Annotated in this window: 26 protein-coding genes, 5 tRNA genes and 1 riboswitch; of the genes, 12 read left to right on the top strand and 19 right to left on the bottom strand. The window is 47.3% G+C overall.

Translation table 11 applies throughout. The features are described from left to right. Window positions 1–122 precede the first annotated feature (122 nt). Genes ODZ53_RS02780 through dapD form a run of 3 tightly spaced genes read right to left on the bottom strand, consistent with a single transcriptional unit; the run spans window position 123 to window position 3,199 of the window. A complete protein-coding gene (locus ODZ53_RS02780) occupies window positions 123–1,256 on the bottom strand; it encodes an N-acetyldiaminopimelate deacetylase (protein WP_372675824.1) in 1,134 nt (377 codons plus the stop codon). Window positions 1,257–1,259: 3 nt separating this feature from the next. After that, complete coding sequence (locus ODZ53_RS02785; RefSeq protein ID WP_199930006.1) at window positions 1,260–2,474, bottom strand: aspartate aminotransferase family protein; 1,215 nt, start codon at window positions 2,472–2,474, stop codon at window positions 1,260–1,262. A 14-nt stretch (window positions 2,475–2,488) separates the two neighbouring features. Next, window positions 2,489–3,199, bottom strand: coding sequence for a 2,3,4,5-tetrahydropyridine-2,6-dicarboxylate N-acetyltransferase (dapD, locus tag ODZ53_RS02790; RefSeq protein WP_007723196.1), 711 nt, complete (start codon window positions 3,197–3,199; stop codon window positions 2,489–2,491). A 91-nt stretch (window positions 3,200–3,290) separates the two neighbouring features. Further along, window positions 3,291–3,480, bottom strand: a riboswitch (Lysine riboswitch). Between the two features lie 140 nt (window positions 3,481–3,620). Here dapD and ODZ53_RS02795 point away from each other — a divergent pair. Both ODZ53_RS02795 and ODZ53_RS02800 read left to right on the top strand, forming a co-directional pair. Continuing rightward, window positions 3,621–4,061: a flavodoxin gene (locus tag ODZ53_RS02795; protein ID WP_007723194.1), complete on the top strand. Its 441-nt coding sequence runs from the start codon at window positions 3,621–3,623 to the stop codon at window positions 4,059–4,061. A 68-nt stretch (window positions 4,062–4,129) separates the two neighbouring features. Then, complete coding sequence (locus ODZ53_RS02800; RefSeq protein WP_372675825.1) at window positions 4,130–4,678, top strand: GNAT family N-acetyltransferase; 549 nt, start codon at window positions 4,130–4,132, stop codon at window positions 4,676–4,678. Here ODZ53_RS02800 and ODZ53_RS02805 read toward each other — a convergent pair. From ODZ53_RS02805 to ODZ53_RS02815, 3 genes are all read right to left on the bottom strand, one after another. Next, window positions 4,653–5,507 carry an EcsC family protein gene (locus tag ODZ53_RS02805; protein ID WP_372675826.1) on the bottom strand — a complete coding sequence of 285 codons (855 nt, stop codon included), beginning with the start codon at window positions 5,505–5,507 and terminating at the stop codon, window positions 4,653–4,655. The genes ODZ53_RS02800 and ODZ53_RS02805 overlap by 26 nt on opposite strands. A 13-nt stretch (window positions 5,508–5,520) precedes the next feature. Next, window positions 5,521–5,715, bottom strand: a complete 195-nt coding sequence (locus ODZ53_RS02810; protein ID WP_231850497.1) for a hypothetical protein — start codon at window positions 5,713–5,715, stop codon at window positions 5,521–5,523. A gap of 63 nt (window positions 5,716–5,778) precedes the next feature. Next, the gene (locus ODZ53_RS02815) at window positions 5,779–7,818 is read right to left on the bottom strand and encodes a hypothetical protein (RefSeq protein WP_372675827.1); all 2,040 of its coding nucleotides are present in this window, start codon (window positions 7,816–7,818) and stop codon (window positions 5,779–5,781) included. Window positions 7,819–8,009: 191 nt separating this feature from the next. On the opposite strand from ODZ53_RS02815, the gene ODZ53_RS02820 reads away from it, so the two are divergent. Both ODZ53_RS02820 and ODZ53_RS02825 read left to right on the top strand, forming a co-directional pair. Further along, window positions 8,010–8,810, top strand: coding sequence for a methyltransferase domain-containing protein (locus ODZ53_RS02820; protein ID WP_372675828.1), 801 nt, complete (start codon window positions 8,010–8,012; stop codon window positions 8,808–8,810). Then, window positions 8,807–9,481, top strand: coding sequence for a hypothetical protein (locus tag ODZ53_RS02825; RefSeq protein WP_372675829.1), 675 nt, complete (start codon window positions 8,807–8,809; stop codon window positions 9,479–9,481). Before ODZ53_RS02820 ends, ODZ53_RS02825 begins: the two co-directional genes overlap by 4 nt. A 90-nt stretch (window positions 9,482–9,571) precedes the next feature. Here ODZ53_RS02825 and ODZ53_RS02830 read toward each other — a convergent pair whose 3' ends face one another. Genes ODZ53_RS02830 through ODZ53_RS02840 form a run of 3 tightly spaced genes read right to left on the bottom strand, consistent with a single transcriptional unit; the run spans window position 9,572 to window position 13,300 of the window. Further along, window positions 9,572–11,089, bottom strand: coding sequence for an efflux RND transporter periplasmic adaptor subunit (locus ODZ53_RS02830; protein ID WP_372675830.1), 1,518 nt, complete (start codon window positions 11,087–11,089; stop codon window positions 9,572–9,574). A 24-nt stretch (window positions 11,090–11,113) separates the two neighbouring features. After that, a complete protein-coding gene (locus tag ODZ53_RS02835) occupies window positions 11,114–12,574 on the bottom strand; it encodes an ABC transporter permease (protein ID WP_372675831.1) in 1,461 nt (486 codons plus the stop codon). Window positions 12,575–12,598: 24 nt separating this feature from the next. Then, window positions 12,599–13,300 (bottom strand): ABC transporter ATP-binding protein, encoded by a 702-nt coding sequence (locus ODZ53_RS02840; RefSeq protein ID WP_015892175.1) that lies wholly within the window; start codon window positions 13,298–13,300, stop codon window positions 12,599–12,601. 219 nt (window positions 13,301–13,519) lie between these two features. On the opposite strand from ODZ53_RS02840, the gene ODZ53_RS02845 reads away from it, so the two are divergent. Beyond that, window positions 13,520–13,693 carry a hypothetical protein gene (locus ODZ53_RS02845; RefSeq protein WP_007723176.1) on the top strand — a complete coding sequence of 58 codons (174 nt, stop codon included), beginning with the start codon at window positions 13,520–13,522 and terminating at the stop codon, window positions 13,691–13,693. A gap of 170 nt (window positions 13,694–13,863) precedes the next feature. Then, window positions 13,864–14,691, top strand: a complete 828-nt coding sequence (gene pdxK / locus ODZ53_RS02850; RefSeq protein ID WP_087348129.1) for a pyridoxine/pyridoxal/pyridoxamine kinase — start codon at window positions 13,864–13,866, stop codon at window positions 14,689–14,691. Between the two features lie 71 nt (window positions 14,692–14,762). Here the strand turns inward: pdxK and rarD are convergent, their stop codons facing one another. Beyond that, window positions 14,763–15,671, bottom strand: a complete 909-nt coding sequence (rarD, locus tag ODZ53_RS02855) for an EamA family transporter RarD (protein WP_015892178.1) — start codon at window positions 15,669–15,671, stop codon at window positions 14,763–14,765. Window positions 15,672–15,957: 286 nt separating this feature from the next. Between rarD and ODZ53_RS02860 the strand changes: the two genes are divergently transcribed. From ODZ53_RS02860 to ODZ53_RS02870, 3 genes are all read left to right on the top strand, one after another. Continuing rightward, the gene (locus tag ODZ53_RS02860; protein ID WP_372675832.1) at window positions 15,958–16,866 is read left to right on the top strand and encodes an EamA family transporter; all 909 of its coding nucleotides are present in this window, start codon (window positions 15,958–15,960) and stop codon (window positions 16,864–16,866) included. A gap of 147 nt (window positions 16,867–17,013) precedes the next feature. Beyond that, on the top strand, window positions 17,014–17,226 hold the full coding sequence (locus ODZ53_RS02865; protein WP_372675833.1) for a hypothetical protein: 213 nt from the start codon (window positions 17,014–17,016) through the stop codon (window positions 17,224–17,226). Beyond that, window positions 17,223–17,588: a glyoxalase superfamily protein gene (locus ODZ53_RS02870; protein WP_372675834.1), complete on the top strand. Its 366-nt coding sequence runs from the start codon at window positions 17,223–17,225 to the stop codon at window positions 17,586–17,588. The genes ODZ53_RS02865 and ODZ53_RS02870 overlap by 4 nt, the downstream gene beginning before the upstream one ends. An 85-nt stretch (window positions 17,589–17,673) precedes the next feature. Here ODZ53_RS02870 and ODZ53_RS02875 read toward each other — a convergent pair. From ODZ53_RS02875 to ODZ53_RS02910, 8 genes are all read right to left on the bottom strand, one after another. Further along, window positions 17,674–17,749 (bottom strand) — tRNA-His (locus tag ODZ53_RS02875). A gap of 17 nt (window positions 17,750–17,766) precedes the next feature. Then, a tRNA-Leu gene (locus ODZ53_RS02880) sits at window positions 17,767–17,853 on the bottom strand. A gap of 9 nt (window positions 17,854–17,862) precedes the next feature. After that, window positions 17,863–17,938 (bottom strand) — tRNA-Val (locus ODZ53_RS02885). Between the two features lie 33 nt (window positions 17,939–17,971). Further along, window positions 17,972–18,045 (bottom strand) — tRNA-Glu (locus tag ODZ53_RS02890). 8 nt (window positions 18,046–18,053) lie between these two features. Further along, window positions 18,054–18,146, bottom strand: a tRNA-Ser gene (locus ODZ53_RS02895). 886 nt (window positions 18,147–19,032) lie between these two features. Beyond that, window positions 19,033–19,842 (bottom strand): hydroxyethylthiazole kinase, encoded by an 810-nt coding sequence (gene thiM, locus ODZ53_RS02900; RefSeq protein ID WP_372675835.1) that lies wholly within the window; start codon window positions 19,840–19,842, stop codon window positions 19,033–19,035. Then, window positions 19,808–20,350 (bottom strand): hypothetical protein, encoded by a 543-nt coding sequence (locus ODZ53_RS02905; protein WP_372675836.1) that lies wholly within the window; start codon window positions 20,348–20,350, stop codon window positions 19,808–19,810. The genes thiM and ODZ53_RS02905 overlap by 35 nt, the downstream gene beginning before the upstream one ends. A 280-nt stretch (window positions 20,351–20,630) precedes the next feature. After that, window positions 20,631–22,067: an RtcB family protein gene (locus ODZ53_RS02910; RefSeq protein ID WP_372675980.1), complete on the bottom strand. Its 1,437-nt coding sequence runs from the start codon at window positions 22,065–22,067 to the stop codon at window positions 20,631–20,633. Window positions 22,068–22,248: 181 nt separating this feature from the next. On the opposite strand from ODZ53_RS02910, the gene ODZ53_RS02915 reads away from it, so the two are divergent. The 3 genes from ODZ53_RS02915 (at window position 22,249) to ODZ53_RS02925 (ending at window position 25,554) form a co-directional block, all read left to right on the top strand. After that, on the top strand, window positions 22,249–23,544 hold the full coding sequence (locus tag ODZ53_RS02915; RefSeq protein WP_372675837.1) for a helix-turn-helix transcriptional regulator: 1,296 nt from the start codon (window positions 22,249–22,251) through the stop codon (window positions 23,542–23,544). Beyond that, window positions 23,531–24,340 carry a WYL domain-containing protein gene (locus tag ODZ53_RS02920; protein ID WP_372675838.1) on the top strand — a complete coding sequence of 270 codons (810 nt, stop codon included), beginning with the start codon at window positions 23,531–23,533 and terminating at the stop codon, window positions 24,338–24,340. The genes ODZ53_RS02915 and ODZ53_RS02920 overlap by 14 nt, the downstream gene beginning before the upstream one ends. Before the next feature lie 101 nt (window positions 24,341–24,441). Then, on the top strand, window positions 24,442–25,554 hold the full coding sequence (locus tag ODZ53_RS02925) for an N-acetylmuramoyl-L-alanine amidase family protein (protein ID WP_372675981.1): 1,113 nt from the start codon (window positions 24,442–24,444) through the stop codon (window positions 25,552–25,554). Here the strand turns inward: ODZ53_RS02925 and ODZ53_RS02930 are convergent. After that, the gene (locus ODZ53_RS02930; protein WP_041749530.1) at window positions 25,539–26,015 is read right to left on the bottom strand and encodes a hypothetical protein; all 477 of its coding nucleotides are present in this window, start codon (window positions 26,013–26,015) and stop codon (window positions 25,539–25,541) included. The genes ODZ53_RS02925 and ODZ53_RS02930 overlap by 16 nt on opposite strands. Window positions 26,016–26,067 lie beyond the last annotated feature (52 nt).

Consider the following 26,067-nt stretch of genomic DNA (forward strand, 5'->3'; position numbering starts at 1 on the left):
AAGAAAGACTTATACACAGAGATGTTAGTAACTACTTCTTACTCTTGACCAAAATACAGCAGGGAATGACACAGCAAAAAGAGCGGCTATCCAGCCACTCTTTTTTTTACTCCTGACACCTGCTACTCCTGTTGCGAAAGCCAAGTAAAATACCGGGAGACCAGTCGAATAGCAACCTCGATCGCGTCTTCATTGGGCTCAATTTTGGAATGGTGCAAGCCGTATGGCGTTTGCACACCCAGCCAGAATAAAAAGCCGGGGATTTCTTTCAAAAAGTACCCGAAGTCTTCTCCGGTCATAGCTTCCTTGCAGGTGATGAGAGTTACATCATCACATTGCTCCTGTACCCATTGCATGAAGTCTGTCGTTAGCTGCTCCTTGTTGTAAACCTGGCAGTAGCCAACGCCATAGTCAATCGTTGCCTGGCAATCAAAGCCTATTTCCACTCCCTTTACGAGAGATTCAATGCGGCTCTTGACAAGTGCCATCGATTCCATCGAAAAGGTTCGGATCGTCCCTTCTAGCCTGGACTTCTCCGCGATAATGTTTTGCTTCGTCCCGCTCTCCAGCTTGCCAATCGTTACGACGGCAGAATCCAATGGATCGATATTGCGCGAAATAATCGATTGAAGCTGTGTCACCAGATGGCTTCCTGCAACCACCATGTCATTCGCCTTGTGAGGGAAGGCTGCATGACCCCCTTTGCCGACCAGATCAATGTACAACTCAGAAGTGTTGGCAAACAAAATTCCTGGCTTTGTCGCAATTTGACCAACTGGATATTCTGGCGCGATATGCAGGGCAAAAATGCAGTCCGGTCGCCACTGTGCAAACTCTTCACTTTCCATCATCGGCCAAGCACCGCCAGGGCCTTCTTCTGCCGGCTGGAAGAGGAACAGCAAATCATCTGCGATCGAATGCTCAGTAAAATGCGTCAGGAGGCCAAGAGCGATTGCCATATGCATGTCATGGCCGCAAGCATGCATATACCCTTCATGAAGCGATCGAAACGGATAGGACGTTTCCTCTACGATCGGTAGGCCATCCATATCCGTCCGCCAGGCAATTAGTCGTTTTGGCTTTGTTCCTGCCAGCTTGACCAAAATGCCTGTCCGCCACGTTTTGATCTCGATTCGCTCCTGAGGCAGCTTTTTCAAATAATCGAGCAAGTATTGTTGCGTCTTCACTTCAGCGAAGCCTGGCTCCGGTATTTGGTGCAAATCTCGGCGAATTTGTGTAAACAAGGAAGTCGTCATGGTCTACGCCTCCTTTTTCGTACCTGTTCTTGCTGTTACTTGCTCTTCAAACACAGCAAGGAAACGGTCGACATCGGCTTTTGTCAACGTCAGTGGCGGAAGCAGACGAACAATCGTTTTCTGCGTCACGTCTACAAGGATTCCTTCGTCAAGCAATGCTTGCTGCAAGTGGCTTACCTCTTCCGGGGTGGAAGAGAGCGGAATTCCAACCATCAAGCCTTTTCCGCGAAGGGATTGCAGTTGATCTGGAAGACGCGTTCGCAACGCTTCCAAGCCCGACCACAGGTACGCAATCACTTCTTCTACATGAGCGATGAAGGCTGGATTAAGCAATTCGTCCAACACGACATTCCCCAGGGCAGCAGACAATGGCGATGGTGCAAATGTCGTTCCGTGATCCCCCGGTTTGAACTGGTTCATCAGCTTTGGACCAGCGATGACACCGCCGAGTGGAAGCCCTCCGCCTATGCCTTTGGCGAATAGGATAAGGTCTGGCGTTACGCCTGCATGCTCATAAGCAAACAGCTTTCCTGTTCTGCCCATTCCTGTCTGGATTTCGTCCATGACAAAGAGCATGCCTTCTTGTTCACAGATGGCAGCTACCTCTCGCAAGAACGCTTCTGTTAGTGGCACGACACCGCCGGAACCCAAGACTGGCTCCATAAGGACAGCAGCGGGTCTTGCCTCCTGGCAAATCGCTCGCAATCCTGCCGTGTCCTCCACATCCAGTTCATAAACAGGAAAAGCTGGCTGAGGAAAGTCTTGATAGACGTGAGCCTGCCTCGTCAGACGTACTGCTCCAAGTGTTCGCCCGTGAAAGCTGTTGCGTAAAACAACGATGCCTTCACGACCTGCTCCCTCGTTTTTCGTCCATTTATGAATCAGCTTGATCGCAGACTCTGTGGCCTCCGCACCAGAGTTGGTGAAGAACACCTTACCGCTGATGCTGTTCGCAACCAAACGCTCCGCTAATCGAATAGCCGGCTTGTTTAAAAATACATTGGAAATATGCAAGAAGCGCTCTCCCTGCTCACGCAGAGCTTGTACAATGCGCGGATGGGAATGCCCCAAAACATTTACCGCGAGTCCAGTAAACAAGTCGAGATAACTCTTCCCGTTCGTATCGTACAAGTAATTTCCTTCGCCTTTCTCTATGGCAATCGGAATTCTTTTATAAGAGGAGACAATATATTGTTCATCGAGCGAACGCCAGTCCATGTGCACTCTCTCCCTTACAGCTGACGTAGCTCCTGCTTGATCTCTGTCTTGGAACGAGTTTTTTCATCGATTTGCTTGATCACACGTGCAGGCGTTCCGGCAACTACTACGTATGGAGGTACATCTTCAATGACGACAGCACCTGCTGCAACAACAGCACCTTTTCCTACGCGTACACCTTCCAGAATGACAGCATTTGCTCCGATGACAACATCATCCTCGACAACAACTGGCTGTGCAGACGGCGGCTCGATAACGCCTGCGATAACCGATCCAGCGCCGATGTGGCAGTTTTTCCCGATGGTTCCACGTCCACCTACTACAACATTCATATCAATCATCGTACCTTCACCGATCACTGCACCGATGTTAATGGAAGCACCCATCATGATGACCGCATTGTTACCGATTGTCACTTGGTCACGGATAATTGCGCCTGGCTCAATACGCGCTTGAATCCCTTTTGTATCCAGCAATGGAATAGCGGAGTTGCGACGATCGCTTTCTACTACATAATCTTCAATTTTGTCTGCGTTAGCAGCGAGCACTGGCTCAATCTCTTTCCACTCACCAAAAACAACACCAGTCGGACCAGTAATGAAGGCTTTGGAGCTCGCACCAAAGTCGATTCCTTCCAGGTTCCCTTTCACATATACCTTCACAGGTGTTTTCTTTTCGCTTTTTTGAATAAACGCGATAATTTCGTTAGCATCCATCATGTTCATTGTTACATCCTCCTCAAAATAACAGCATGGTTAATCAAAAAAAGCAATGAGTGCATTCGCTATCTCATTGCTTTTGATACTACGTAAGCAAATCATAAATAGCGCTCCACAAAAAGATGTAAGGTCCCTTGTGACAGGATGTTCATTTTTCATGAAACACCCCAGCCTGTGCTACGTAGGGGCATAGCATAAGCTTCGGCGCTTTAGCCTTTCTTCCTTCTCCTGCCCCCTGGCAGATTGCGAAAAGGCTTACTCTTCTTCGGCGCACCTCTATTTAGAGTACATTATATTAATTTTATTTAACTCTACCAAAATCAATGAAACGTGGCAAGATGAAAAAAGTTATTGACAACGATTCTCATTTTCATTAATTTTATTTGTGAGAATGATACTCATTATCTAACTGGAGGTTTTACGTTTTATGAGCATTTTGATGGTATACGCGAGCATGACAGGGAATACACAGGAAATTGCTGAAGCAATTGCAGAAGGTATTCGTTCAACTGGTGCTGAGCTGGAGATAAAAGAAGTAATGGACGCGAATGCAAAAGAACTCGAGGCTTACGACGGAATCTTGCTTGGTGCCTACACATGGGGCGATGGCGAACTCCCAGATGAATGCCTGGATTTTTATGAGGAAATGGACGATATTGATCTCAGCGGGAAAAAGGTTGTTGCTTTTGGCTCTTGCGATTCCGCTTACGAGCATGTCGGTGCCGCTGTTGATATTTTGCTGAAAAAGGCGAGCGAGCGCGGCGCAGAAACTCCTCTGGAAGGTTTGAAAATCGAGCTTTCTCCTACAGCAAAAGAAGTGGAAACTTGCAAAGCATTCGGGGTATCGTTTGCTGAATTGCTCGGCTAATCGATGTTTCCCAAATACTCTGGCACATGCTATACTATCAATCCAACTTTTTAAGGAGGATTGATCTCATGTCACTACATACAGACGAGATTCTGTTACGGCCTCTCCACCAACAAGACGCAGCCGAGCTCCTAGAGCTTCGGCTGCGTAATCATGAATTTCTCCAACCATTTGAACCGATCCGCCCCGCTTCATTTCTGACCCTTCCAGCACAGCAAGAACTGATTTCCCAAGCACAGAATGATTTTGAACGTGGTACTGCCTATGCTTTTGGTGTATTCTCCCGGGAATCCGAAAAGATGATGGGACGTGTAGCGTTGTCGAATGTCGCACGCGGCGCATGGCAAAATGCGACGATTGGCTACTTCATGGATCAGGCCTGCAATGGTAAAGGCTATACAACACTAGCTGTAAATCTTGCCCTTCGCTTTGCTCTAACGGATGTTGGGCTACACAGGGTACAAGCGGCTGTCATGCCTCGCAACCAAGCTTCCATTCGTGTCTTGGAAAAAAACCGGTTTCGCCAGGAGGGGCTATCGTTACGCTATTTGCAAATTAACGGTGTATGGGAGGACCATCTCATCTACGCTCTTACTGCTGAGGAGTGGTCTGTGTAATCTCCTTGCTCTTTTCAATCTCGCGCAGCCGCTCCAGGATGCGCCGTTTGCGGTACAGCATCATCCCCGCTTCGGCGACATCCTTTACGGTTGAGCGATTCAAATACGCCCCGAACAAAATACCCGCAATAGGCACCATTTGAAATAACTTTTTCCACCCGAAGTTTTCTGTGTACGTAACCACGACTTCACGCCATCCCTGCAATTGTGCCATTACCTCTCTCTGCGCACTTGGTTCATCAAAGCGGGAGAGCTCAGCAAGTATCGCTTTTTTCCCTACGATGTCTGATGAAGCAAATTGCAAGCATTTGACGACAAACAGCCTCTCCCTCTTCTCTTCCGGTCGATAGCCATAGGCAAGCGCCATCTCTTGTAATACTTTTAGAGATGTCCCCATCAATAGCGGGATATCGATCGCAAGGGTAAAAATCCCCCCGAAGCCAGTCGTCGCACCTTGTACTGTGGCAAAATTCGCACGTGAATCCTTCAGCTCCATTGCGACATCATTCATGGTTGTAAGCGGTACAGTAGCAATCTCCTCCTTGCCAATTACAGAAGTACCGTATCCCTCTAACCGCTTGCCAAACCGTTTGTATATCCCTTCATCCTGCACCAAATAAGTCCCACCTGTCTCGAGAAAGGCTGCCATTTCATCTACGGCTTTTCCCAGCTTCTCCTGAACAAATGCAGGCGTAATCCGATCCAAGAGAACAAAAGGAAGTCTGCCAAGCTTTTCCCAGAACCACAAGTCGTTCTGGTCCTTCTCCCAGTCCTCCACTTCGCGTAAGGCCGTAACCAATGTCTCCCTAGACTCTTTCAACCCCAACAACCTCCCTGCCTGCTCACTCAGATTCTCCTCGCTTCCACTGACATTGGTTGCGCAAGATGGACTTGATATAGTCCTGCAACTCTTCTGGCGTGGCGTGGCAGACGAATTCTTTTATATTTCTTACGATCCCCAGCTTCAAATGTTTCACTTGCTCTCCTTCGATCCGAAAGCCGAACTTTTCCAAGATTACCTTCTGTTCATTTGTCACAGAACTTCCTCCCCTTGTAGTCGAAAACCCCCATGCCAAAATGCAAGGGGGTTTTCCTATCTACTATTTCACTTCAATTGTAAGCGTCAATGTTTCATTACGCTCATTTACATCGTTTTTCTTCGTGTACTTTCTTTTGGAGTTGATAACCGTGCAGGTCTTATTGCTGAGCGTATTCGTTACCTTGATCTTGTATTCCCCGGGCTTATCCGTATCGATATACCTGTTCAAATTCAGTGATTCAAGCCCCTCGCTATCGTCGCCATCACCTTTGCTGGGCTTGATGCTGGCGATCTCTTCTTCCCCGAAAAAGATTTCGATCCGATTTTCTGAGGAAATGGTACCATTACTGTGCTTCCGGTTGGCACCAATACCGATCTCGCCGTGCTTCCACTCAAATTTCGGCATATAGTAGGACTTCTTTTCGCTCTTATCCCTGATCTTTTTGGATCCGACTAGCTCAGCATGAGTAGCGATCAGCCTTAGGTCTTCCATTTCGAGATCATCGCCTGCGTTCACGGTAATCTTTTGTCCGTCCCGGTATTCCTTGCCGCTCTCGCTTCGAAGAAGAAGTGGCGAACTTGGCGGACTCACACCTGTATCCCCTGGCTCACATGCCGGATACGACTTGATTGGAGGCGAATCTTCTATCACTTGAACATAGCCGCACCAGACTTGCGCCGGGTCTCTTTTACTATAGTAGTTGACTTTGTAGCGACCTGGCTTGTAGCCGGACAACAGCAATCCCGTGTGATCCCAATTCAATTTGCTCTCATCGGCAATGACGTTATCGATCGCCCATACACCCGGCCCCTCCTCATCATCTGCTTCACTTCCCTTTTCAATGTGCTCGGCAGCAGTGGTCAGCCAGATCAGATGAACAGGATTCTGATACAGCTTGACTGTATTATCAGAGGAATACAGGTTCATCTTTTCTACCGTCGGTGTTGATTTTTCGTTTTGCTTCATCAACACATCCATCGTGACATTTCCACCAGCAGGGCCGCAGGCATTTGGTGCACCTGGTATTTCTATTTGAACCGTTGTCGCCGAAGTATCGCCCCACAAAGACGATTTCTCTTTTTGCCCCGAAACAGGCTCAAACGTGACAGCGATTGTGATTCCAGCCAGTCTCTCAGGAATGTCCACCTCAAAATGTTGCGCGTCTGTCAAGGTTTGTCCTGTCCCGTTCACCGACCATCTTCCTGGGATTGGCGAATACAATGGAACCTTCCCTGGTGCTGCTGGAGCTGTTATTTTCTGATCTTGCGTCAGCTTTTGACCGCTTGCATCCGTTCCCATGTACAGCTCTGCAACGCCTACTTGAATCGTCGTCATCCAAGGTGACATGGTTGTATCATCTGGAACAAAGAGGAGCTCATACTGCCCCGTCAACAATGTCCCCGTCGAAAATATTGTTTCTTGAACAGACCTCATCTCTGTACTCGTAGACTTATTTGTTAATTTCCACGTGCCCCGTACAGAACTGGTAAAGTCGTGTGAACCCATCATTCCAAAAATCGCCGTTTGCCCGCCACTTGGTACTGGTTCTCCCTCTGCCTTTTCCCCGTTAAATATGCTCGGGTAATTTATGGCCTCTACCAGAAATCGCACATGCACTGTGCTGCTCTTCCCTTTGGCATCTGTCACAACAAAGGTCAAGGTATGCGAGCCAGCAGACAGCTTTTGTGCTGGAATGGTAAACCGAGGTACTTGCCATTTAAAAGTAGTTTGTGACGAGGTATTTTCGGCTTGATACTCCGGTAACTCTACACCATCCAATAAAACTTGCTTCCGATTGATGTTGGTGCCAGTTCCATAAGTAGTCTGTATCACGTCAATATCAAGTGGTGTCTCGGGAGGAAGAATAAACTCATCATTCTTCACCCAGTTCCAACCATTTGAGTCCAGTCCTGCAACCTGATAATCGTTAAAGATAACCATATCGTGAACAGGCTGCTGCCGGAGTGGCTTAGATACTTGGCTGTTTTTTTTCATGGATGCTGTTGCCCCGGCCCCCATGGCTGGCGGTACTGACACACCTGACAAAAGGGTGCCCGTTGCCAAACACACTAGAAGTGCTTTTACAACCCATTTTTTCACGAATTGTCCTCCTACTTTCTTCCTTACAATTTTCAACTGTGATCATTCGACAAAAACGGCGAAATATCCTTTACAAACACAGAGCTTTTTCGCGCGTTAGATATAGTTAAATACTATCCGGTTTATAATTTATATAGATTTGACTTATATCTCCCTAGTCAGTAAAAATGGATGAAAAGGAGGGGATTCAGATGGTACAAACCAATCAATGGAATGCCGGACTGTACGACGCCAAAATGAATTTTGTTTCTGAATACGGCAAAGGGTTAGTGGACTGGCTACAGCCGACTCCTGGAGAAAGCATTCTTGACTTAGGCTGTGGGACAGGCGACCTGTGTGCCGAACTATCGCTTGCAGGAGCATATGTGACAGGAATCGACTTTTCTGCAACCATGATTGAGGCTGCTCGCAAAAAATATCCGCCGTTTGCTTTTGAAGTAGCCGATGCGCATACGTATCGTACAGATGTCAGTTACAACGCTGTCTTTTCCAATGCCGCACTCCACTGGATGAAACGCCCTGCAGAAGTCGTTGAAACCATTTGGTTGGCTCTTGCTCCCGGTGGACGCTTTGTTGCCGAATTTGGAGGGCACGGCAATTGCGGACAAATCACAAAAGCATTACGGACTGCTTTAGCACGAAGAGGAATATCTGCTGATGAGCGCTCACCTTGGTATTTTCCAAGCATTGGAGAGTACACGACCCTTTTGGAGAAGCAAGGCTTCCATGTCGTATTTGCCTCCCATTTTGATCGTCCGACAGTCATGGCTGATGGGGACTTGGGGCTTTCGCATTGGCTGAATTCTTTTTGCAGTCCTTTTTTTGCTGGACTGTCCTCAGATGATATCCAGCAAGTATGTAGGGAAGTCACTGACATACTGCGTCCTGCTCTGTTTCAAGAGGGACACTGGGTGCTCGATTACAAGCGTATTCGCGTCCTTGCCCATAAGAAATCAGAGAAGGATACTCTACAAGGAGGAGCTGTAAAATGACCAGGATTGCCTGTCTCCATGGACATTATTCGAATATTTCCCTCTTATCAGATGCGTTCGCAGCCTTTGAAGTAGAGCTCATTCATTTTGTTGATCCAGGTTTACTTCTGCAAAACGCGGGAGTCCCTGTCCATACCACGGAACAAGCACAAGCCAAATTACGTGAGCAGCTAAACTGGATGCAGAGCTGCGCGGTCGATGCAATCGTGATCACTTGCACACAGTATGCCGCACTGGTAACACCAGAGGTTGAAGCAACTGCCACTGTCCCACTCTTCACGATCGATGGACCATTTTTTCATGAGCTTGCCCGTCATCCTGAGCCACAAGTTTTGCTGTTCTCCAATCCCGCTACTGTCCAACCTACGATGGAGCGTCTCGTGAAGCTCGCCCATTCCCACAACCTTCATCCAGAGGTACAAGTATCTCTCGTCGAAAATGCTTTTGCCCTGCTCATGGAAAACAAGCAAGAAGCGTACAGAGAAGCAATAAAAGAGGCCTTGCATCAGCTCCGCCAAACGTTTCCAGACCAACCAATTGCAGTGGCACAGCTCTCCATGGCACCTGTTGCTGATCAGTTTGCAAAGGAAAACGGCTGTAAGATTTCCCATCCTTTACATAGTTTGACGTCGAAAGTGTCCGCAACGTTACCATTACTTTTAAATCGTTGAAAATCGTAAGCGTGTAAAAAACAGCCCCGTTTCCTTAGGTTTTTGGCCAGTGGCAACGGGGCTGTCGCTATAAACGAATTCAATTGGCTTTTACATGCCTTCGGCGTTGGTCACCAGAACCTCTTCTCCCTCATTCAAGCCGCCTTTGATTTCAATAAAATCATAACCTTCAATCCCGATTTGTACGTCCTTCGGCATCGGGTCTCCCGTACTCGGATCTTTCACCATTACCGTACCCTGACCTGGCCCCAGAATTTCAACCGCATTGCTTGGCAAGCGCAGGACATTCTGTGCTTGGGCGACGATAATATCGTTGTCTCCCGTCATCCCATGCTTAAATTCAGCCTTGTCTAGTAGTTCCACTTTTACCGCGAAACGAACTTCCTTGTCTTCTTTTTTCCCTTCTTTCGGGAGCTCTACGACTTTACCTTTAAACGGCTCTGTACCAAATGCATACACGTAAACATCGACATTTTGTCCGATTTTAATCGCGGGAATATCAAGCTCTCCAACGGCTGCCATAAAGTAAACAGAAGTTGTGTCCATAATAATGGCCGCAGGCTCTGACCCTGGCGCTTCGCCTTCTTTTACACCTAGCTTGGTGATGACACCGCTAATTGGCGCCGTTACTTGGTTCTTCGCAATTTCACGCTTTTTCTGCTCCATGTTCAATAAGGACCCTTTTAGCGCTAGTTCTTTTTCCATCAGCTCCATACCGGACGCTTCCATATCCATCTTGAACAGTTGTTGCCCTACTTTGATTACATCGTCCTTTTTCACGTCGATCTTGCCGATTTTCCCGTAAGTACCAGCCAAAATCTCCATTTCATCTGGCAGCTGGAATTCTTTCTGATTTCGGCTTACATATAAGAGTCCCTTATCATCCGTGAACTGTACCTCACCCTTGTCCCCAACATAAATGGCTCCAGGCTTCTTGACCAATACCTCGACATTGTGAATTCCGCCAGCACCTTCTACTTTTTCACCTATTCTATCCACTTCCGTGACAACACCATCCACAAAATACATGGAAGTCGGAATGAATACCTTCACTTTTGTACCTACATTGAATCGTTCAGACTCATAGGAGGTAAATTGCCCAATAATCTTCAAATAGTCGGTATTAGCAAGTTTGGCGACTACTGTTTCTGGTCTGACATCTTGCCCTTCTTCCACTGAGACTTCGATGACTTTCCCTTCCTTGGTAGCCGTGATCTTGTCTTTTTTCTGTTTAATTTCACTTAGTTCTTTTTTCGCTTTTAAAATTTCCAGCTCTAGCTTTTGAATTTCCAGCTGTGCATCAGAGCTGTCTATCGTGAACAAGACATCGCCTTTTTTCACAGACTGACCTTCCTTGACTAGCACACGTTGCACCTTGCCATTGAGCTCTGGCTTGACTTCCTCACGCGCCTTCGCTTCCACTGTACCTGCTGAGTTGATCGTCTTCTTGACCTCACCACGTTCCACGAGCGCTGTCGGGAAGTTCGGTTTTTCTTCTGGCTTTTCTTCTGTAACCTCTTCGCCCTTGAAGTACGAATAGCCGTAATAGCTTCCTCCACCAAGAACGGCCACGACCGTGGCGATAATGATCCATTTTTTCTTGTTCATCTTACGTTCCCCACATTTCATCACTTATTCAGATCGAATCGCTTGCAGTGCACTTAAACGAGATGCGCGGATTGCCGGGAAGATTCCAGCCAACACCCCAATAACAAAGGAGAAGCCAATCGCAAAGAGTGCCAGCCAGCTTGGAATGACCGCTAGCTTTGCCGGCTCAGCCTCAGGATCTCCTCCACCGCCATAGCCCATGTTCAGACTATCCAAAAGACCGCCAGACGCTCCGAAGTAATTCACGAGCTCAACAGCTCCCCACGCCATGCCGAGACCAGCTAGTCCACCAATTAAGCCAATAAAGCCTGACTCCATTAAGAACAGCCAACGAATATTCAACACAGTGGCTCCAATTACTTTCATGATACCAATCTCTTTGGTTCGCTCTAAAATCGACATGATCATCGTATTGACGATTCCAATGGTTGCGACAAGCAAGGAGATTGCTGCAATTCCTCCGAGGACCATCTGAATCACGAAGAAGAAGTTATTGATGGTTTCCAGCTCACGTGCAGGCGAATATACTTCAAAGCCATTTTCCTTCAACGCTTTGACTACACTCTCGACTTTTTCACGAGATTCTACTTTGACTGTAATTCTGTCAAATTCAAAGGTATCCTTTTTGGCTTTATCGCGTGATCTGCGCGATGCTCCCTCTTCGACTTCGTCACCTCGACTGCGCGTGACCCACTCGTTCAGCTCTTTCACTACGTTAATTGGTACATAAACCGCGGCTGACGCGTTACGTTCTTCTGACTTTTTTAATTGACCGACAACCTTCACACGCAGTTCTTTTTTCTCGTATTTCGGTTCATCGTCGATGCGATATTCGCGTGACAAGATGAGAGTCCCTGCTCTGTCTACGAGATTGAAGGTCAGTGCATCTCCGCCCCCTATATCAGGAGGTGGCATCTGGGACATTTCATGCCGTCCAGCTCCGGCTTTTCTTCGCCGTTCCTCGCGCTTTTCCTTTTCTATGTCACGCAATTCTCTGGATACATCGAAAGCAACCACTATTTCTTGTGGCGCCCCTGTCAGATAGCTTCCTTTTTCAACGTCATTTTTGCGATAGGCAGCCGACTCGTTCACATCCACCCCAATTAGCTGTACGTAACCTTCTCGTCTACCTACCTTAAGCTTCGCTTGCTCTCGTAATTCTTTTATCGGCATAACTGCCTGAATACCAGGAATCTTTTTTAAATCCTGCACCGCTTGCATATTCAGCTTCTTGACCTTATCCTCTGGGACATCAATCCACTCGCCATTTTCCTCGTACCAGCGCAATGCATCGACGTCCATTTCTGTCAAGTTTCCGAAGTTCTCCAAGCTTTTTACCGCACTTTCCTTAAGCCCTAAACTAAGTGCCATCATCGCGACGATTGCAGCCGTCCCGATCATGACACCAACCGACGTGAGGGCTGTCCGTAGCTTCATTCGCCACAGATTCCTCCAGACGATGCGAAAAGAATCCATTACTTTCACTGTTTGTTCACCTCATACCCTCGCCTACGCTGGTCTTGTCCTTTTTTGTACAACACGTCCGTCCTGGAGATAAATAACGCGGTCGGACTGTTCCGCGACTTCCTGCTCATGGGTAACGATGATGAACGTAGTCCCATTTTCCTTGTTCATTTCTCTCATTAAAAGGAGAATCTCTTGTTCTGTCTTCGAGTCCAGGTTCCCCGTCGGCTCATCCGCCAAGATGATGCCAGGCTGATTGACGAGCGCTCTTGCAATACTGACACGCTGCTGCTGTCCACCACTAAGCTCATTGGGTCTGTGGTCGATACGACCTTCCAACCCTACGCGGTGTAGGATTTCCGTTGCTTTCGCCCGACGTTTTTTCTTGCTTTCGCCTGCAAAAATCAAGGGAAGTTCTACGTTTTCCAACGCTGTCAGATTTGGGAGCAGATTGTATGACTGGAAGATGAAGCCCATGCTTTTCCGGCGAAACATGCATAGTTCGTTTTCGTTATAGCTGGAAATCTCTGCTCCGCTAACCATGACACTCCCTTCCTCCGGCTTGGTCAAACCTGCAAGCAAATTCAAGAGCGTAGACTTCCCTGACCCCGACGAGCCGCACAGAGCTACGAATTCTCCCTGGTTGATATGAAGGTTGATATCATACAGCACGGGTACTTTGATTTTTCCCGTTCCGTAGCTGTGATTGACCCCTGTCACCGTCAGCTCTCCTGTTGAATTGACCATCGTTTGTCGCACCTCATTCGTTCTCTAAAAATGGAAGCTTTCGTAAACATCACATACTAAAGACGTAACATTTCGCAAAACGTAACGCTTCTTTCGGAAACATTTTACGATTTACAGAATAACCATGTTTTCTTCAAAAATATGTAACAGCTATGTAACCTCTTGCAGCCTGTTACGTATTACAATGTAGATGTCAACAAACCATGGAGGTCGAAAAAGATGACTATCTATCGCTTTTTATTTGAAACAGCAACACGCAGATGGGTTGAAATCATCAAGGCACCCAGTATGTTTGAGGCAGCAAAACAAGCCAAACAGCTTGCAACCAAGCGTTCCAAGTCCATGTCCACTACCATCAGCTTCTCTTTTCACCACGCTGCTTCTCAAGCATAAGTGCACACATACATAAACCGCTTTCCCGCTAAGGGAGGCGGTTTTTATATTTTGGGGATATTATTGACAGCACCGATTTCTTCCTCTTTAATAGAGAGAGAGGCATTACAGCGCATGACAGTATAGATCCGCTTCGATTGTGCAGCGGTATACAAAGGGAGATAATCACAATGACCATGAAGAAAGCACTCACCATTGCAGGTTCCGACACCAGCGGCGGAGCTGGTCAGCAAGCAGACCTCAAAACGTTTCAGGAGCTTGGTGTTTTCGGGATGACCGCCCTCACCGTTATCGTAGCCCAAGATCCACATAACGAATGGTTCCACGAAGTGTTTCCGATCGATGTTGCGATCCTAGAAAAACAAATCGAAACCGTACTCGCAGGAATTGGCGTAGATGCTGTAAAAACAGGGATGCTCGGAACCACTGAATTGGTTGACCTCGCTACCCGTAAAATAAAACAATACGAATTGAAAAATGTTGTCGTTGACCCTGTGATGATCTGTAAGGGTGCAGATGAAGCTCTCCATCCAGAAATTGCAGTCAGCCTGCGCGAAGTCTTGCTCCCGCATGCAACAGTTGCGACTCCTAACCTGTTCGAGGCTGGTATTCTTAGCCAAATGGGCGCGCTGAAAAGTGTCGATGACATGAAGGAAGCGGCGAAGCGCATCCACGACTTCGGCACCTCTTATGTTGTGGTAAAAGGTGGAAGCAAGCTTCAAAGCGGAAATGCCGTAGATGTTTTCTATGACGGGAAAACGATCGAGGTAATGGAATCAGAGCGCTTTGAGACGAGCTTTACTCATGGTGCCGGCTGCACGTTCTCAGCTGCAATCTGTGCTGAATTGGCAAAAGGAAGCTCTGTACACAACGCAGTAGCTGTTGCCAAAGAATTTATTACCGAAGCGATTCGTCACTCGTTTGCGCTCAATCAATATGTGGGACCTACTAATCACGGCGCGTACCGCATGAAAAAGCACGGCGAAGCAATTTGCTAATCACATCTTGGTAAACAAAAACTCCTGACCAGCTCCGAGTCTTTCTCGGCGGGCCAGGAGTTTTCTTATGGTTACGCTTGTTTTTTGATAGCAACCTCAGGATTGATTGGGGCAGCTTTTCGTTTTATGCGTACAGAAGACACTGTAAATACGATGAGCGCAGACCAGATGAAACCAAAGCTGATGAAATGTGTTTGGGTGAAAGGCTCACCGAACAAGAAAACAGCAGATAAAAGCGATATCGTAGGCGCCAAGTATTGAATGAAGCCCACAACGGAAAGTGGGAGTCTAGTCGCCGCTTGAGCGAACCAGTAGAGCGGCATGGCAGTAGCTACCCCCGCCAGTGTCAGCAACAAAAGTTGCCACCACGCTAAGGATGTCATCGTCTCCGTCCCATTGACCTGTAGCATCAACAAATAACCGAAAGCAATAGGGGCCACAAACAGCGTCTCCCACGCCAGTCCGACCATCGCCTCCAGCCGGACGAGTTTTTTCGCCAAGCTGTAAAAAGCAAAGGTCAGAGCAAGTGATAGAGAGACCCATGGAATCTCACCGTACTGGAAGGTGATGAACAGGACTCCGAAAGCCGCGAGTATAAGCGCGAACCATTGCCCAGCATGCATTTTTTCTTTTAAGAAAAGGACTCCAAGCAGTACAGTGATGAGAGGATTCATATAGTAACCAAGACTCGTTTGCATGACATGATTGTTATTCACTGCCCAGATAAAAATAAGCCAGTTTGCGCTGATTAGCAGTGAACATATCGCTAATGCCCCGAACATTTTAAAACCAGTGACCGCTCCCCACATACTGCGCCAGCGTTTCGTTACCTGAATAATGATTGCGACAAAAATAACCGACCAGACGATTCGATGAGCGAGTATCTCCCATGCCCCCATTGCCTGAAACAGCTTCCAATAGAGCGGGAGTAAACCCCAAGCCAAATACGCCACAATTGCATAAATAATCCCCTGTCTCATCCTGCTCCTCCATGTGTTTCGCCTTCTCTTTCTCTATAGACGACTTTTAAACTTCTTCTCTATGAAGTAGTGTAACGGAAATACGAAAAAACAGCTATGTATTCTCACGTAAAAGAAGGTGTCCCCTACACTTTCATCCGTTACCATACTACCAATGCATGCAGCTATCTAATTACCTTAGTAGCATAGTAAAGTATGGATAAAAATTTTATTGTACCACTTTTAGACCTGTAGTACAATAGTCATTATTCTTCCGAGTTTAGTCATACGAAAGGAACTTTTACTTATGACATACTGGCGATCTATCTTTTTAGTTTTACTCGGTGCGTGCAGCTACGGTGTCCTCTCGATCTTCATGAAGCATGCTTTTCAACTCGGCTTTACGCCATTTGAAATGAGTGGAAGCCAATTGATTTTTGGCGGATTGATCATGACGGCCATGGCCATCTTTTTCTCCAAGCAACGGTTTTCGTTCAAGTATTTGTTGCTTTTGGCACCAGCCAGCCTCATGATGGCCTCAACCAGTCTTTTTTACCATCAGGCCGTTAGCCGGGTTTCGGCTTCGCTCGCAATCGTTCTTCTCTTTCAGTTTACCTGGATCGGCGTTTTGCTGGAGGCGATTGTGGATCGCAAATGGCCAACCGCTGAAAAATGGGTGTCTCTGGCTATGCTTGGAGCAGGGACCGTTCTTGCAAGTGGACTTAGCGAAAGCGGAATTCAGAGTGTAGACATGGTCGGACTGATCTTCGGTCTGATGTCGGGCGCGACCTTTGCCTTGGTTATTTTCTTTAGCGGGCGAATTCTTCCAGGAATGGACCCCTACTTGCGAAGCGCGATTTCGATTAGTATGGCTGCCCTGATGCTCTCGATCGTTTATCCACCAACTTTCCTGGTAAATGGTCAGCTTCTGCAAGGTTTGCTGCCGCTTGGTCTTTTGGTTGCGATCTTCGGTTCGGTCATTCCCATCTTCTGTTTGGCTGTCGGTGTGCCACGGATCGGCAATGGACTGGCTACCATTTTAAGTGCAGTCGAGCTACCCACCGTCGTGCTCTTGTCGAGCTTCGTACTTCAAGAGACTGTCTCTCTCCCTCAATGGGGTGGCGTATTCATGATCCTTGCTGCCATCTGCGTACCGCAAGTAAAATGGCGGAAACTATTCTCCCCTTCTCACGCCCTCGAGCAGGAAAGAATGTAGCGCCGTTTCTTATAACCGCATACAAAAAGCGTGCAGACGAATTGGCTCTGCACGCTTTTTTTGACGATGCTCCCTCTTCTTATAGAAGGAAGGTAGAATCTTTGACTCGAATTTATTAGCGAAGACTGCCACTCTAGGGGGAGGGATATGGAAAAACGGCATAAAGTGTTATTCCAGCAGCTAGAGGATTATCGACAGGAGACATTAAAAGCAATCGATGGCGAATGGGTTCATTTCGGGACAAAGCCTGCTGATTGGGATACGCAGCCACCGAAACTCGCCGTGCTTGTCCGAACGATTTTTCACGAAGGGATGCACCTCGCCTCCCTCAATACAATCCGGAGGTGCCTAGGCAAATGAATCAGATTATTACGCCGATTTTTCGTATGTTTGATGTTGAGAAGGCAAGAGAGTTTTATGTGGAGTTTCTAGGTTTTCAGATTGATTGGGAGCATCAGTACGAGGATCATTTTCCTTTATACATGCAAATTTCCTCTCCATCGTGCACACTTCATCTGTCTGAGCATCACGGGGATGCTTGTCCTGGCTCAGCGATTCGCGTACAGGTAGAGGACATTGATCTTTTTCATCAGTCCCTGTTGCGCCAAGAGTACAAGTATGCTCGTCCTGGTTTAGAGGAGACGCCGTGGGGAACGCGTGAAGTGAGCGTGACCGATCCTTTTGGAAATCGCCTTCACTTTTATCAGCCTGATCACTCGTAAACAAATACAAAGAAAGCCCAGCCGGAGTTCCTTTACAGGAGCCACCGCTGGGCTATTTCATTTTTACATTTTGAATATAAATAGATGGGGCGATCGATGGGACTTGAACCCACGAGTGCCGGAGCCACAATCCGGTGCGTTAACCCCTTCGCCACGACCGCCATATATAGGGTTTGCTTGGTGCGGTCGAGAGGACTTGAACCTCCACGGTGTTGCCACCACTAGAACCTGAATCTAGCGCGTCTGCCAATTCCGCCACGACCGCATATAAAAATGGTGGAGGCTGACGGGATCGAACCGCCGACCCTCTGCTTGTAAGGCAGATGCTCTCCCAGCTGAGCTAAGCCTCCAAATCACCTACAAGATGTAGGGATTTTTCTAAGTGACCCGTAGGGGATTCGAACCCCTGTATGACAGCGTGAAAGGCTGCTGTGTTAAACCGCTTCACCAACGGGCCAAGTAAGATGGCGGATGGAGTGGGATTTGAACCCACGAGACGGTTCGACACCGCCTACACGATTTCCAATCGTGCTCCTTCGGCCGCTCGGACATCCATCCATTAAGCCTGCAAGCGTTCGCTTCGGCAAGAATTAATCTATCATATTCACAACATGATATCAAGTGATATTTTGAAAGTTTTTCCCTTTGTCCAACTCCGAGCCATTCATGTCAGGCGATTATCTATCGAAACGAAAAAAGGGAGATTGCCTAAAGCAACTTCCCTTCTTGTTCAATATGATACAAGTAGTATTCCTTTACAAGACGGAGTGATGTTAGTTGTCAAAAAGAAAACGCCGTTCAGTAGGCTTCCCCTGTTTGTACGGAAACTGGTGTGGGCCTGGATGCTCCGGGCCGGCTGCGCCAATTGATAATGTCGACAGATGCTGCAAGAGGCATGATGAATGCTATGTAAAGCATGGCTATTTCTCTTGTCATTGCGATCAGGAGCTCGTACGCTGCCTTCGAAATAAAGTAAACAACACAACGGAAAAAGGGAGAATGGCCGGAATCATCTCGAATTTTTTCTCTCGTACAGGGTGCTTTCCCAGCAATCCTCGCTAGCCTTTTCTGAATCGTTTTCCTTGTCAGTTTTCATCCAAAAAACGGTAACAACTTGGACATGATTCAGACATAATTACCTTGTTTTTCCTTGTATTTTTTTGGTACTCTATTGAATGTCCAAGGAGGGTACGCAACGTGGAATTGCACATACGAACAGACGCCAGTGTGGCACTGACGTTAAAGAGAGAAATTATTTGTCATGGTATTTCCCGTTTTTATGTCCGTCCATACGATGATGATCACGTTGAATTTATATTCCTATCACTCTCAGAGCACCAGAAGAAGCTGCTGTCTTATTCACTACGAAATTACAGCTACTGTCTAACATATCTAGCTTAATCGTTCTACGGCCATTTTTCTCCCCTTTTTTAAAGGGGAATTTTTATTCCCTTTTTTCGATGTATCCAAGACGGCGAACATCGTCTGCGGTCAAGTTATGCAAGGCATTCAAAAATTCGATTTGGAAACTGCCTGGACCTACTTCTGCTGCTATCTCGGCTGCCAGCTGAGCAGCAACACCGTAGCATACCAATGCCGCAGCTCCTGCGATCAGCTTGTCTTTTGCAATGGCTGCAAACGCTCCCATAACAGACGTTAACAAACAGCCTGTTCCGGTCACCTTCGTTAAGATTGGATGACCATTATGGATCGAGTAAGTCGTTTCTCCGTCCGAAATAACGTCGACCTTGCCCGTAATCGCAACGATTGTTCTTAGTTTTTTCGCTGCTGCTCTCGCTAGGTCCTCGACATCTCCGCCAGCTTCCTTCGCATCTACACCTTTAATCTCCCAGCGCTCCCCGATGACATTCGCAACCTCGGCAGCATTTCCTCTAATCAAAGCAAGGTCGAGTTCCTGCGCAAGACGTTGACTTGTCTCGGTTCGATACGATGTTGCTCCCGCTCCAACCGGATCAAACAAAACAGGCACTCCATGCTGATTCGCGGATTTTCCTGCGATCAACATCGCTTCGATCTCGTGCTCATTCAATGTCCCTATATTCAATACAAGAACTCCGGCGATCTTTGCCATATCTGCCACCTCTTGTTTGGCGTACGCCATGACAGGGGATGCACCGAGAGCTAACAAGCCGTTCGCTGTAAAGTTTGTGACAACTACGTTCGTTATGTTATGAACGAGTGGATTTTCCTCGCGCACTTTAATTAGTAATTGCCCGATTGTCTCCAGAATCATGATCGTTACCCCTTTCCTCCTGAACAGAGACTCGTGGAATCATCTTGTACACCTCGATGACTTCTCCTAATATAGAATGCTCTTGTATGACGCCAATGATGATATACGCGTGTTTTAAGATGGGTAATTCGCGCATATTCGCTACGATTTTCCACACTTTCCCATCATCATCCGTCACACTAGCACTGAACGAGACTCTTCCCGCCCCTTCTTTCAAGATATCCACGGCATCAAGCACTCCGCATATTTTCATCCGATCATCTGGATGCATGATCCGGTTTTCCTCGACCCATTTTAGTTTCATTTCTTCTACTTTTAGTGTTTTCCATCGATCAAGGAACTCCCAATCCTTGGAATGCGGAAATATATGCTTCGTTTGCTCAAGGAAGGTGTTGTACTCTCCGTGTAGCTGATCTACATAATCATCTACATCCTCAGAAATCACGCGAATCGAATTTTCTCCGCAAGTACGGATGTGGTGAGCCAGGTATTTGAAGGACTCGATCATGTCAAAGTTTCCCCAGCCCCAGGCCTGTTCGCCGAAAACTCCCCCCCGGGTTCGGCATTTTAGGCAGGTGAAGTAATAGTATGTAGGCATATCTGTTCCCCTATCTCCCCTATTTTGTCTCTCTTTTGGTATCGGTTGAGGAAGCGATGCAATTTATGTTACATTCGAACCTATTTTTTGAAACTTTTCAGCAATTTGTTCACAATTTAACTCCTGTATTTTAGTGTAAGTTAAATCACAAAAGGTGGCTCCCCCAAAATTTTCAGGAAGCCACTCTTCATTATACTCCTTTTATGGCAATAAGAGGGTTACATTTTGCTACGACAGAGGCAAGATTTGCTCCCACAACGGAATCAATGATTTGATCCACATCTTTATAGGCTTGCGGGCATTCATCAAGGATGGAAGCGAGCGAACGGTGATTCACCATGATCTCATCTTCCTGTCCCACGCGCATTGCCTGCTCGAATTGATCGATGGTCACAAGCTCCTTAGTCGCTTTGCGGGAACGAACACGCCCAGCACCATGACAGATCGAATAAAAGTTTTTGGCGCCAGCCTCCGATCCAACCATGATATAGGACGATGTTCCCATAGAACCTGGAATCAATGCTGGATGTCCCGTTTTACGGTAAGCCTTCGGATTTTGGAAATGACCTGCTGGCAACGCCTTTGTCGCTCCTTTGCGGTGGACGAGCACCGGCGTATTGCGATGGAATTCTTTCAAGGCGTAATTATGCATCAGATCATACAGGACTGGTGTACGCGTCTCTCTACCAAAAATATCGCGAAACGCCTGCTCTACTGAAAATCCAATCATATGCCGATTCGTTACCGCAAAGTTCAGCGCGGAGTACATCAAATTCAAATACTGTTGCCCTTCCTCGCTTTGGATCGGAGCATACACCAGGCTTGGCTCGGGATTATGGATCCCCCATTTGTACATAACTTCCTTGAAGCTTTTGGTGTAATCCCTCCCTAACATAGCCCCCCACGCCCGCGAACCGGAATGAATCATGATGACGACCTGGCCGTCGAACAGTCCCCACGCATTCGCAATTTCCCTGTTCTCCTCCGCGATCTCGATATGCTGGATTTCAATAAAGTGGTTACCGCCCCCTAATGTTCCCAACTGGCCCCACGCACGACTCCAAGATTTTTGCGGTATTTGCTCCAGGAAGGAATGGTCGAATTCAAATGTGTACTTTTCCACATGCGAGAAAGAACGGCTAAAGGTGTCAGGCGCTGCTTCTGTGTCTGGAATGTAGTTGCTCGGCAGTCCTTGTAAGCCATGCTTTACCACTTCCTCCAAGCGAATATCCGTAAAATGCGTATTTCCCCGTTCGTTTGTCGGGACGTACGCTTCGATCGCTTCGATCAATGCCCGCTTTAGGTTCTTGTCTTTGAGGTCATCTCGATGCAATGGAGTCAGATGCACACGCATTCCACATCCAATGTCTGATCCGACGATGGATGGCGAGACAAATCCATCGGCAAGATTCCAAACCGCTGTCGTCCCAATGCAAGTCCCAACGCCTACATGCGCATCAGGGGTATACGAAAAATAAACATTTCGCGGAATACGCAAATTATTGTCTGCCATTTGGTATACGCGTTCACCGAAGCTCGAAAAGACTTCGTCATTCGCAAAAACGTGTACATTTCCATGCTCCAGCTTCACTTCACGATGGTTATTTCCATGCAAAATTGTTTTCATCATTATTTCTCCTGTCTCTCACAGCTGCGCTGTTTTTCATACCCTTATTTTCCATCTGCGCATGTGATTTGAACATGGTAAAAGTATTACGAACCTCACTTTCTCATTGACTTCTCTCCAGCCTCTTCGTAATATGAGGACTAATTTGGAAATAAATGACGAGTGAATAAGGATGAGTGTAATGGCACGCGAAAGCTTTGACAAAGAGCTGCAATTGCTCCGTCTCCTGTTTTTAACCGCTGGTGCCTACAATCGGCAACAGTTAGCCGAGCGACTCGGGATCTCCGTTCATACGCTTGATAAAACGATGAAAAAGCTGAAGGACATCCAATCGACCTTTTATCAGCATGTCGGCGATGAGGAGAAAAAAGAGTATTACACGCAGCTTCGTTACAACTATTTTGAGGTGACGGACAATTTCTTGATGTTTTTGTACCATGCGAAATCATTGAAGGATTCGGAAGTAGAGCGACTTTCGCACATCTTGGAAAAGCTCAAACAGCAGCCCCTCTCCATTAAAGAATTACTGGAGACGTTTGTAGATACAGAGCCCGATGAAAAAACAATCCGCCAGGACATGAAATACCTCGAAGAAATTGGTGTGATAAAAAATGTTAGTGAGGCCAGACCGTACGTTTATCAATTCGATGACGAGCTACTGGACTCATTGACGGACGACGAGCTTTTGGATCTGTACGATTTCATCGACTTCATGGCCAATACCCAGCTGCCGGCTGTCCCTGGTTATCTTCTGCAAGAAAAAGTGAAACGCTATCTCAAGCATCGCTTGAAGTTAACCGATGCATCTGCGTTTTTATACAAATATCATTTCGTCTCACGTATTCTCGATGAATATCAAGCTTTACTTCTCACGGAAGCCATTCGTCAGCGAAAAATCGTTGAATTTCACTACTACACGCCCAAACGCCGGAAGTTTTACGATTCTCAAAATACGAATCCGACTTTCCAACGGGATACAACAGGGCAACATCAAAAAGCAATTCCACTCCGGGTTATTTTTGATCATCAATACGGCAGATGGTACTTGCTGGCACAAGGATGCGGCAATGGTCCGTTGCGCAAATACCGTGTGGAAGGGATGACCAAGCTCGTAACAGGCAAATCCGTTACGCCGGAAATCTTCACTTCCTTGCAAGCAAGTGCGGATGAGCGTATTGCGCACAGTTGGCTGATTGATACCGGAAAACTCGTAACGGTACGCCTTCGCTTTTTTCAGCCTCGCGACACGCCTCATTCCTTTATCCAAGAGCGAGTGGAGGCACAGGGGCAATGGGGGATTGTAACAGAAGAATCACGAGAGAGCTTTGTGTACGAAATAAACGTGAACAGCACGATGGAAATTACACCGTGGATTCGCAGCTTCGGTTCGAGCGTGGAAGTTCTTGAACCGCTGTTTCTTCGTAAGCAATTCCAAAAAGAATGGGAGGAGCTGCTCGCCTACTATGAATCTGTTTGACAAGATACATAATTACCAGCTAGTGACACGACTAGATGAAGCGGGGGTTTATCCAGTCACCTCATACGAAAAAGCGTGGCTCTCCCTGATGCTGGCGAATCCGTCTGCGGCAGAAATTTTCGAGCCCGCTACACTCGATAAGCTTCGCCGCTTGACACATACGCCAGAAAATGAATGGACCGAACAAGAACGATTCGTAGAAAAAGCGCAAACACAGGCCAAACAGCTCTGGAGCCCACTCGTGCGCACCCTGCGAAGAATCATTCTCGGCAAGAATCACATAAAAATAACCGCAGCCACGAACAAAGGACCGGTTTTTCGCAATCAACGAGGGGTTCCCTACAAGCTGGAATATTCACTTGCCAAGAAGGCCTGGTACCTGATCTGGCTAAACATGTCTACCAATCGCCTGATCACGACTCCGCTGCATCTCATTCGCTCCGTCGATGAGCTTTACATAGAAGATGCATGGTATGACAGTTTTTTACCGGCTATTTTGGAACAGATCCAACAGCGCAAGCAGATGGCAAAAATTGTAGTCATCCGTCGTTACAACGCTGAGCTCCAGCGCATATTGTACGCGTTTTCCTGCTTTGACAAAGAGGTCGCTTTTGACCCAGAATCGCAGGTGTACACGATCACCCTGCACTTTCTATCCGACGAACAGGAGTTTATTTTATCACGCATTCGTTTTCTCGGCCTGCGGGTAAAAGTAGTAGAAAACAATCAGCTCAAACAGCGAATGGCAGAGTCGGCAACGAACGCCTTGGCAAGATATACCGAAACTCCACTTTAATTGTCCCAAAAAATCAGGAAATCATACCCTATTCGATTTCCTGCATTTCCCTTATCATAGTTCAGGTGAGATATAGCTAATCCAAGTCAGAGGTAGAAATGATGAAAACAACATGTAAAAAAGCGTCTCTCCTATGTGGGCTATGGCTTAGTCTGTCATGGCCGTTTCATACGGAGCCTGCGCAAGCAGCAAGTGTCATCCAGGCAAAGGTGGTCGCGACCTCTCTGAACGTTCGCAGTGAACCAGCCGCCAATGCCTCTGTTGTCGCTACCGTGCCGCAAGGAGCCGTCGTGACCATTACGGATGAAGCATATGGTTGGGCAAAAATTAGATACAATCAAAAGGTAGGCTGGGTCGCGGGGTATTACTTGCAAAAAGGAGCGGTAACGAGTGCGGGTTCAGCTTCTTCACCAGCCAAAACAGCCACTGTCAAAGGCCAGCAAGGTACGGTTTTGGCCGATTCGCTTCGAATGCGCAAAGGACCAAGCACGAGCCATGAGATTGTCCTCTCGCTCCCCAGAGGAACCCGTGTAGATATTTTGAAAAAGCAAGGTGACTGGATCCAAGCGAGAACTTCCAATGGACAGACAGGCTGGGTGTCTGCGACATATATTGGCGATGCCAAGGCCAACGCCAACGCTCCGGTGACCAAAAGCACCAAATCGCCAGGCTTAAAAGGAAAAGTCATCGTCATCGACCCAGGACATGGCGGTTCCGATGTCGGGACACAGGGAACGAAGTGGAACAGCATGGAAAAAACGTTGAATTACAAAACGGCCATGCTGCTCGCCAGCAAGCTGCGACAACGGGGTGCGCAAGTCTTCATGACGAGGACAAGTGACACAGAAAAACCTTCGCTAGCGCAGCGTGTCGCTTTTAGCGAATCAAAGGGAGCAGATGCCTTCATTAGCATCCATTACAATTCTTCTGTGAAGCCAAATAGCGGTACCCTCACGTTTTATTATTCGCAAGGCAAGGATGAGCCATTAGCTCGAGCGATTGAGTCTCGCTTGGCAGGTGGCATCGGTTTAAGAAGCAACGGCATTTCATTCGGCAATTATCACGTCCTGCGCGAAAACAATGATCCGTCCGTCTTAATTGAGCTTGGCTTTCTATCGAATCCAAAGGATGAAGGCATCGTCCGTACATCGTCCTATCAGGACAAAGCTGCCCAGGCGATTACGGAAGCCCTAGCAGATTACTTCGGACGATAATCGTACGGCTGGACATTGTAGGAGAATAGCTTCCGCTCGAATTTCCCTTTGGCACCAATGATCTGATACCAGGTCTCGCCGATCAACAAGTCGGTAGCGAAATCTTTGTCCAGCAGATTGGTGATCGTCTCCATGACCGCTTTTTCATTGTCCTTTTGGATTTTCAACGACAAGGCCAGGACGAAATATGCCTGGTCTTCTTCCATTTCCAACAGATGCAGACGGGCTGTACCGCGGCGTTTGGCGTTGAAACCCTCGATCACATTCGACAGCCCTTTTTTTGCTTGCACTTTATACTTTGTCGCTTCCCTCCAAGAGGAAATAACCGCATCGTACAGCGAAAACGTCAGAATGAAATGGCTGGCGTAATCGTTCGGGCTAAAAGGCTCCGGTCCCATTTGCTTCTCATCCGCCGGTATGACGACGAATGCTTTATAGTTGCTAAAAAACGGATCGCTCATGGCAGGTCCTTTCCATCGATAGTTTCTGTGTTGGTTAGTATCCACTAGGAAA

Source organism: Brevibacillus sp. BD137 (assembly GCF_041644655.1).
Classification (GTDB): Bacteria; Bacillota; Bacilli; order Brevibacillales; family Brevibacillaceae; genus Brevibacillus; species Brevibacillus brevis_D.

Bases quoted from the DNA above. Each gene is read 5' to 3' on its own strand.
- ODZ53_RS02780 (WP_372675824.1), bottom strand. From the start codon at position 1,256: ATGACGACTTCCTTGTTTACACAAATTCGCCGAGATTTGCACCAAATA.
- ODZ53_RS02785 (WP_199930006.1), bottom strand. From the start codon at position 2,474: ATGGACTGGCGTTCGCTCGATGAACAATATATTGTCTCCTCTTATAAA.
- dapD (WP_007723196.1), bottom strand. From the start codon at position 3,199: ATGAACATGATGGATGCTAACGAAATTATCGCGTTTATTCAAAAAAGC.
- ODZ53_RS02795 (WP_007723194.1), top strand. From the start codon at position 3,621: ATGAGCATTTTGATGGTATACGCGAGCATGACAGGGAATACACAGGAA.
- ODZ53_RS02800 (WP_372675825.1), top strand. From the start codon at position 4,130: ATGTCACTACATACAGACGAGATTCTGTTACGGCCTCTCCACCAACAA.
- ODZ53_RS02820 (WP_372675828.1), top strand. From the start codon at position 8,010: ATGGTACAAACCAATCAATGGAATGCCGGACTGTACGACGCCAAAATG.
- ODZ53_RS02825 (WP_372675829.1), top strand. From the start codon at position 8,807: ATGACCAGGATTGCCTGTCTCCATGGACATTATTCGAATATTTCCCTC.
- ODZ53_RS02830 (WP_372675830.1), bottom strand. From the start codon at position 11,089: ATGAACAAGAAAAAATGGATCATTATCGCCACGGTCGTGGCCGTTCTT.
- ODZ53_RS02840 (WP_015892175.1), bottom strand. From the start codon at position 13,300: ATGGTCAATTCAACAGGAGAGCTGACGGTGACAGGGGTCAATCACAGC.
- ODZ53_RS02845 (WP_007723176.1), top strand. From the start codon at position 13,520: ATGACTATCTATCGCTTTTTATTTGAAACAGCAACACGCAGATGGGTT.
- pdxK (WP_087348129.1), top strand. From the start codon at position 13,864: ATGACCATGAAGAAAGCACTCACCATTGCAGGTTCCGACACCAGCGGC.
- rarD (WP_015892178.1), bottom strand. From the start codon at position 15,671: ATGAGACAGGGGATTATTTATGCAATTGTGGCGTATTTGGCTTGGGGT.
- ODZ53_RS02860 (WP_372675832.1), top strand. From the start codon at position 15,958: ATGACATACTGGCGATCTATCTTTTTAGTTTTACTCGGTGCGTGCAGC.
- ODZ53_RS02865 (WP_372675833.1), top strand. From the start codon at position 17,014: ATGGAAAAACGGCATAAAGTGTTATTCCAGCAGCTAGAGGATTATCGA.
- ODZ53_RS02870 (WP_372675834.1), top strand. From the start codon at position 17,223: ATGAATCAGATTATTACGCCGATTTTTCGTATGTTTGATGTTGAGAAG.
- thiM (WP_372675835.1), bottom strand. From the start codon at position 19,842: ATGATTCTGGAGACAATCGGGCAATTACTAATTAAAGTGCGCGAGGAA.
- ODZ53_RS02905 (WP_372675836.1), bottom strand. From the start codon at position 20,350: ATGATCGAGTCCTTCAAATACCTGGCTCACCACATCCGTACTTGCGGA.
- ODZ53_RS02910 (WP_372675980.1), bottom strand. From the start codon at position 22,067: ATGAAAACAATTTTGCATGGAAATAACCATCGTGAAGTGAAGCTGGAG.
- ODZ53_RS02915 (WP_372675837.1), top strand. From the start codon at position 22,249: ATGGCACGCGAAAGCTTTGACAAAGAGCTGCAATTGCTCCGTCTCCTG.
- ODZ53_RS02920 (WP_372675838.1), top strand. From the start codon at position 23,531: ATGAATCTGTTTGACAAGATACATAATTACCAGCTAGTGACACGACTA.
- ODZ53_RS02925 (WP_372675981.1), top strand. From the start codon at position 24,442: ATGAAAACAACATGTAAAAAAGCGTCTCTCCTATGTGGGCTATGGCTT.
- ODZ53_RS02930 (WP_041749530.1), bottom strand. From the start codon at position 26,015: ATGAGCGATCCGTTTTTTAGCAACTATAAAGCATTCGTCGTCATACCG.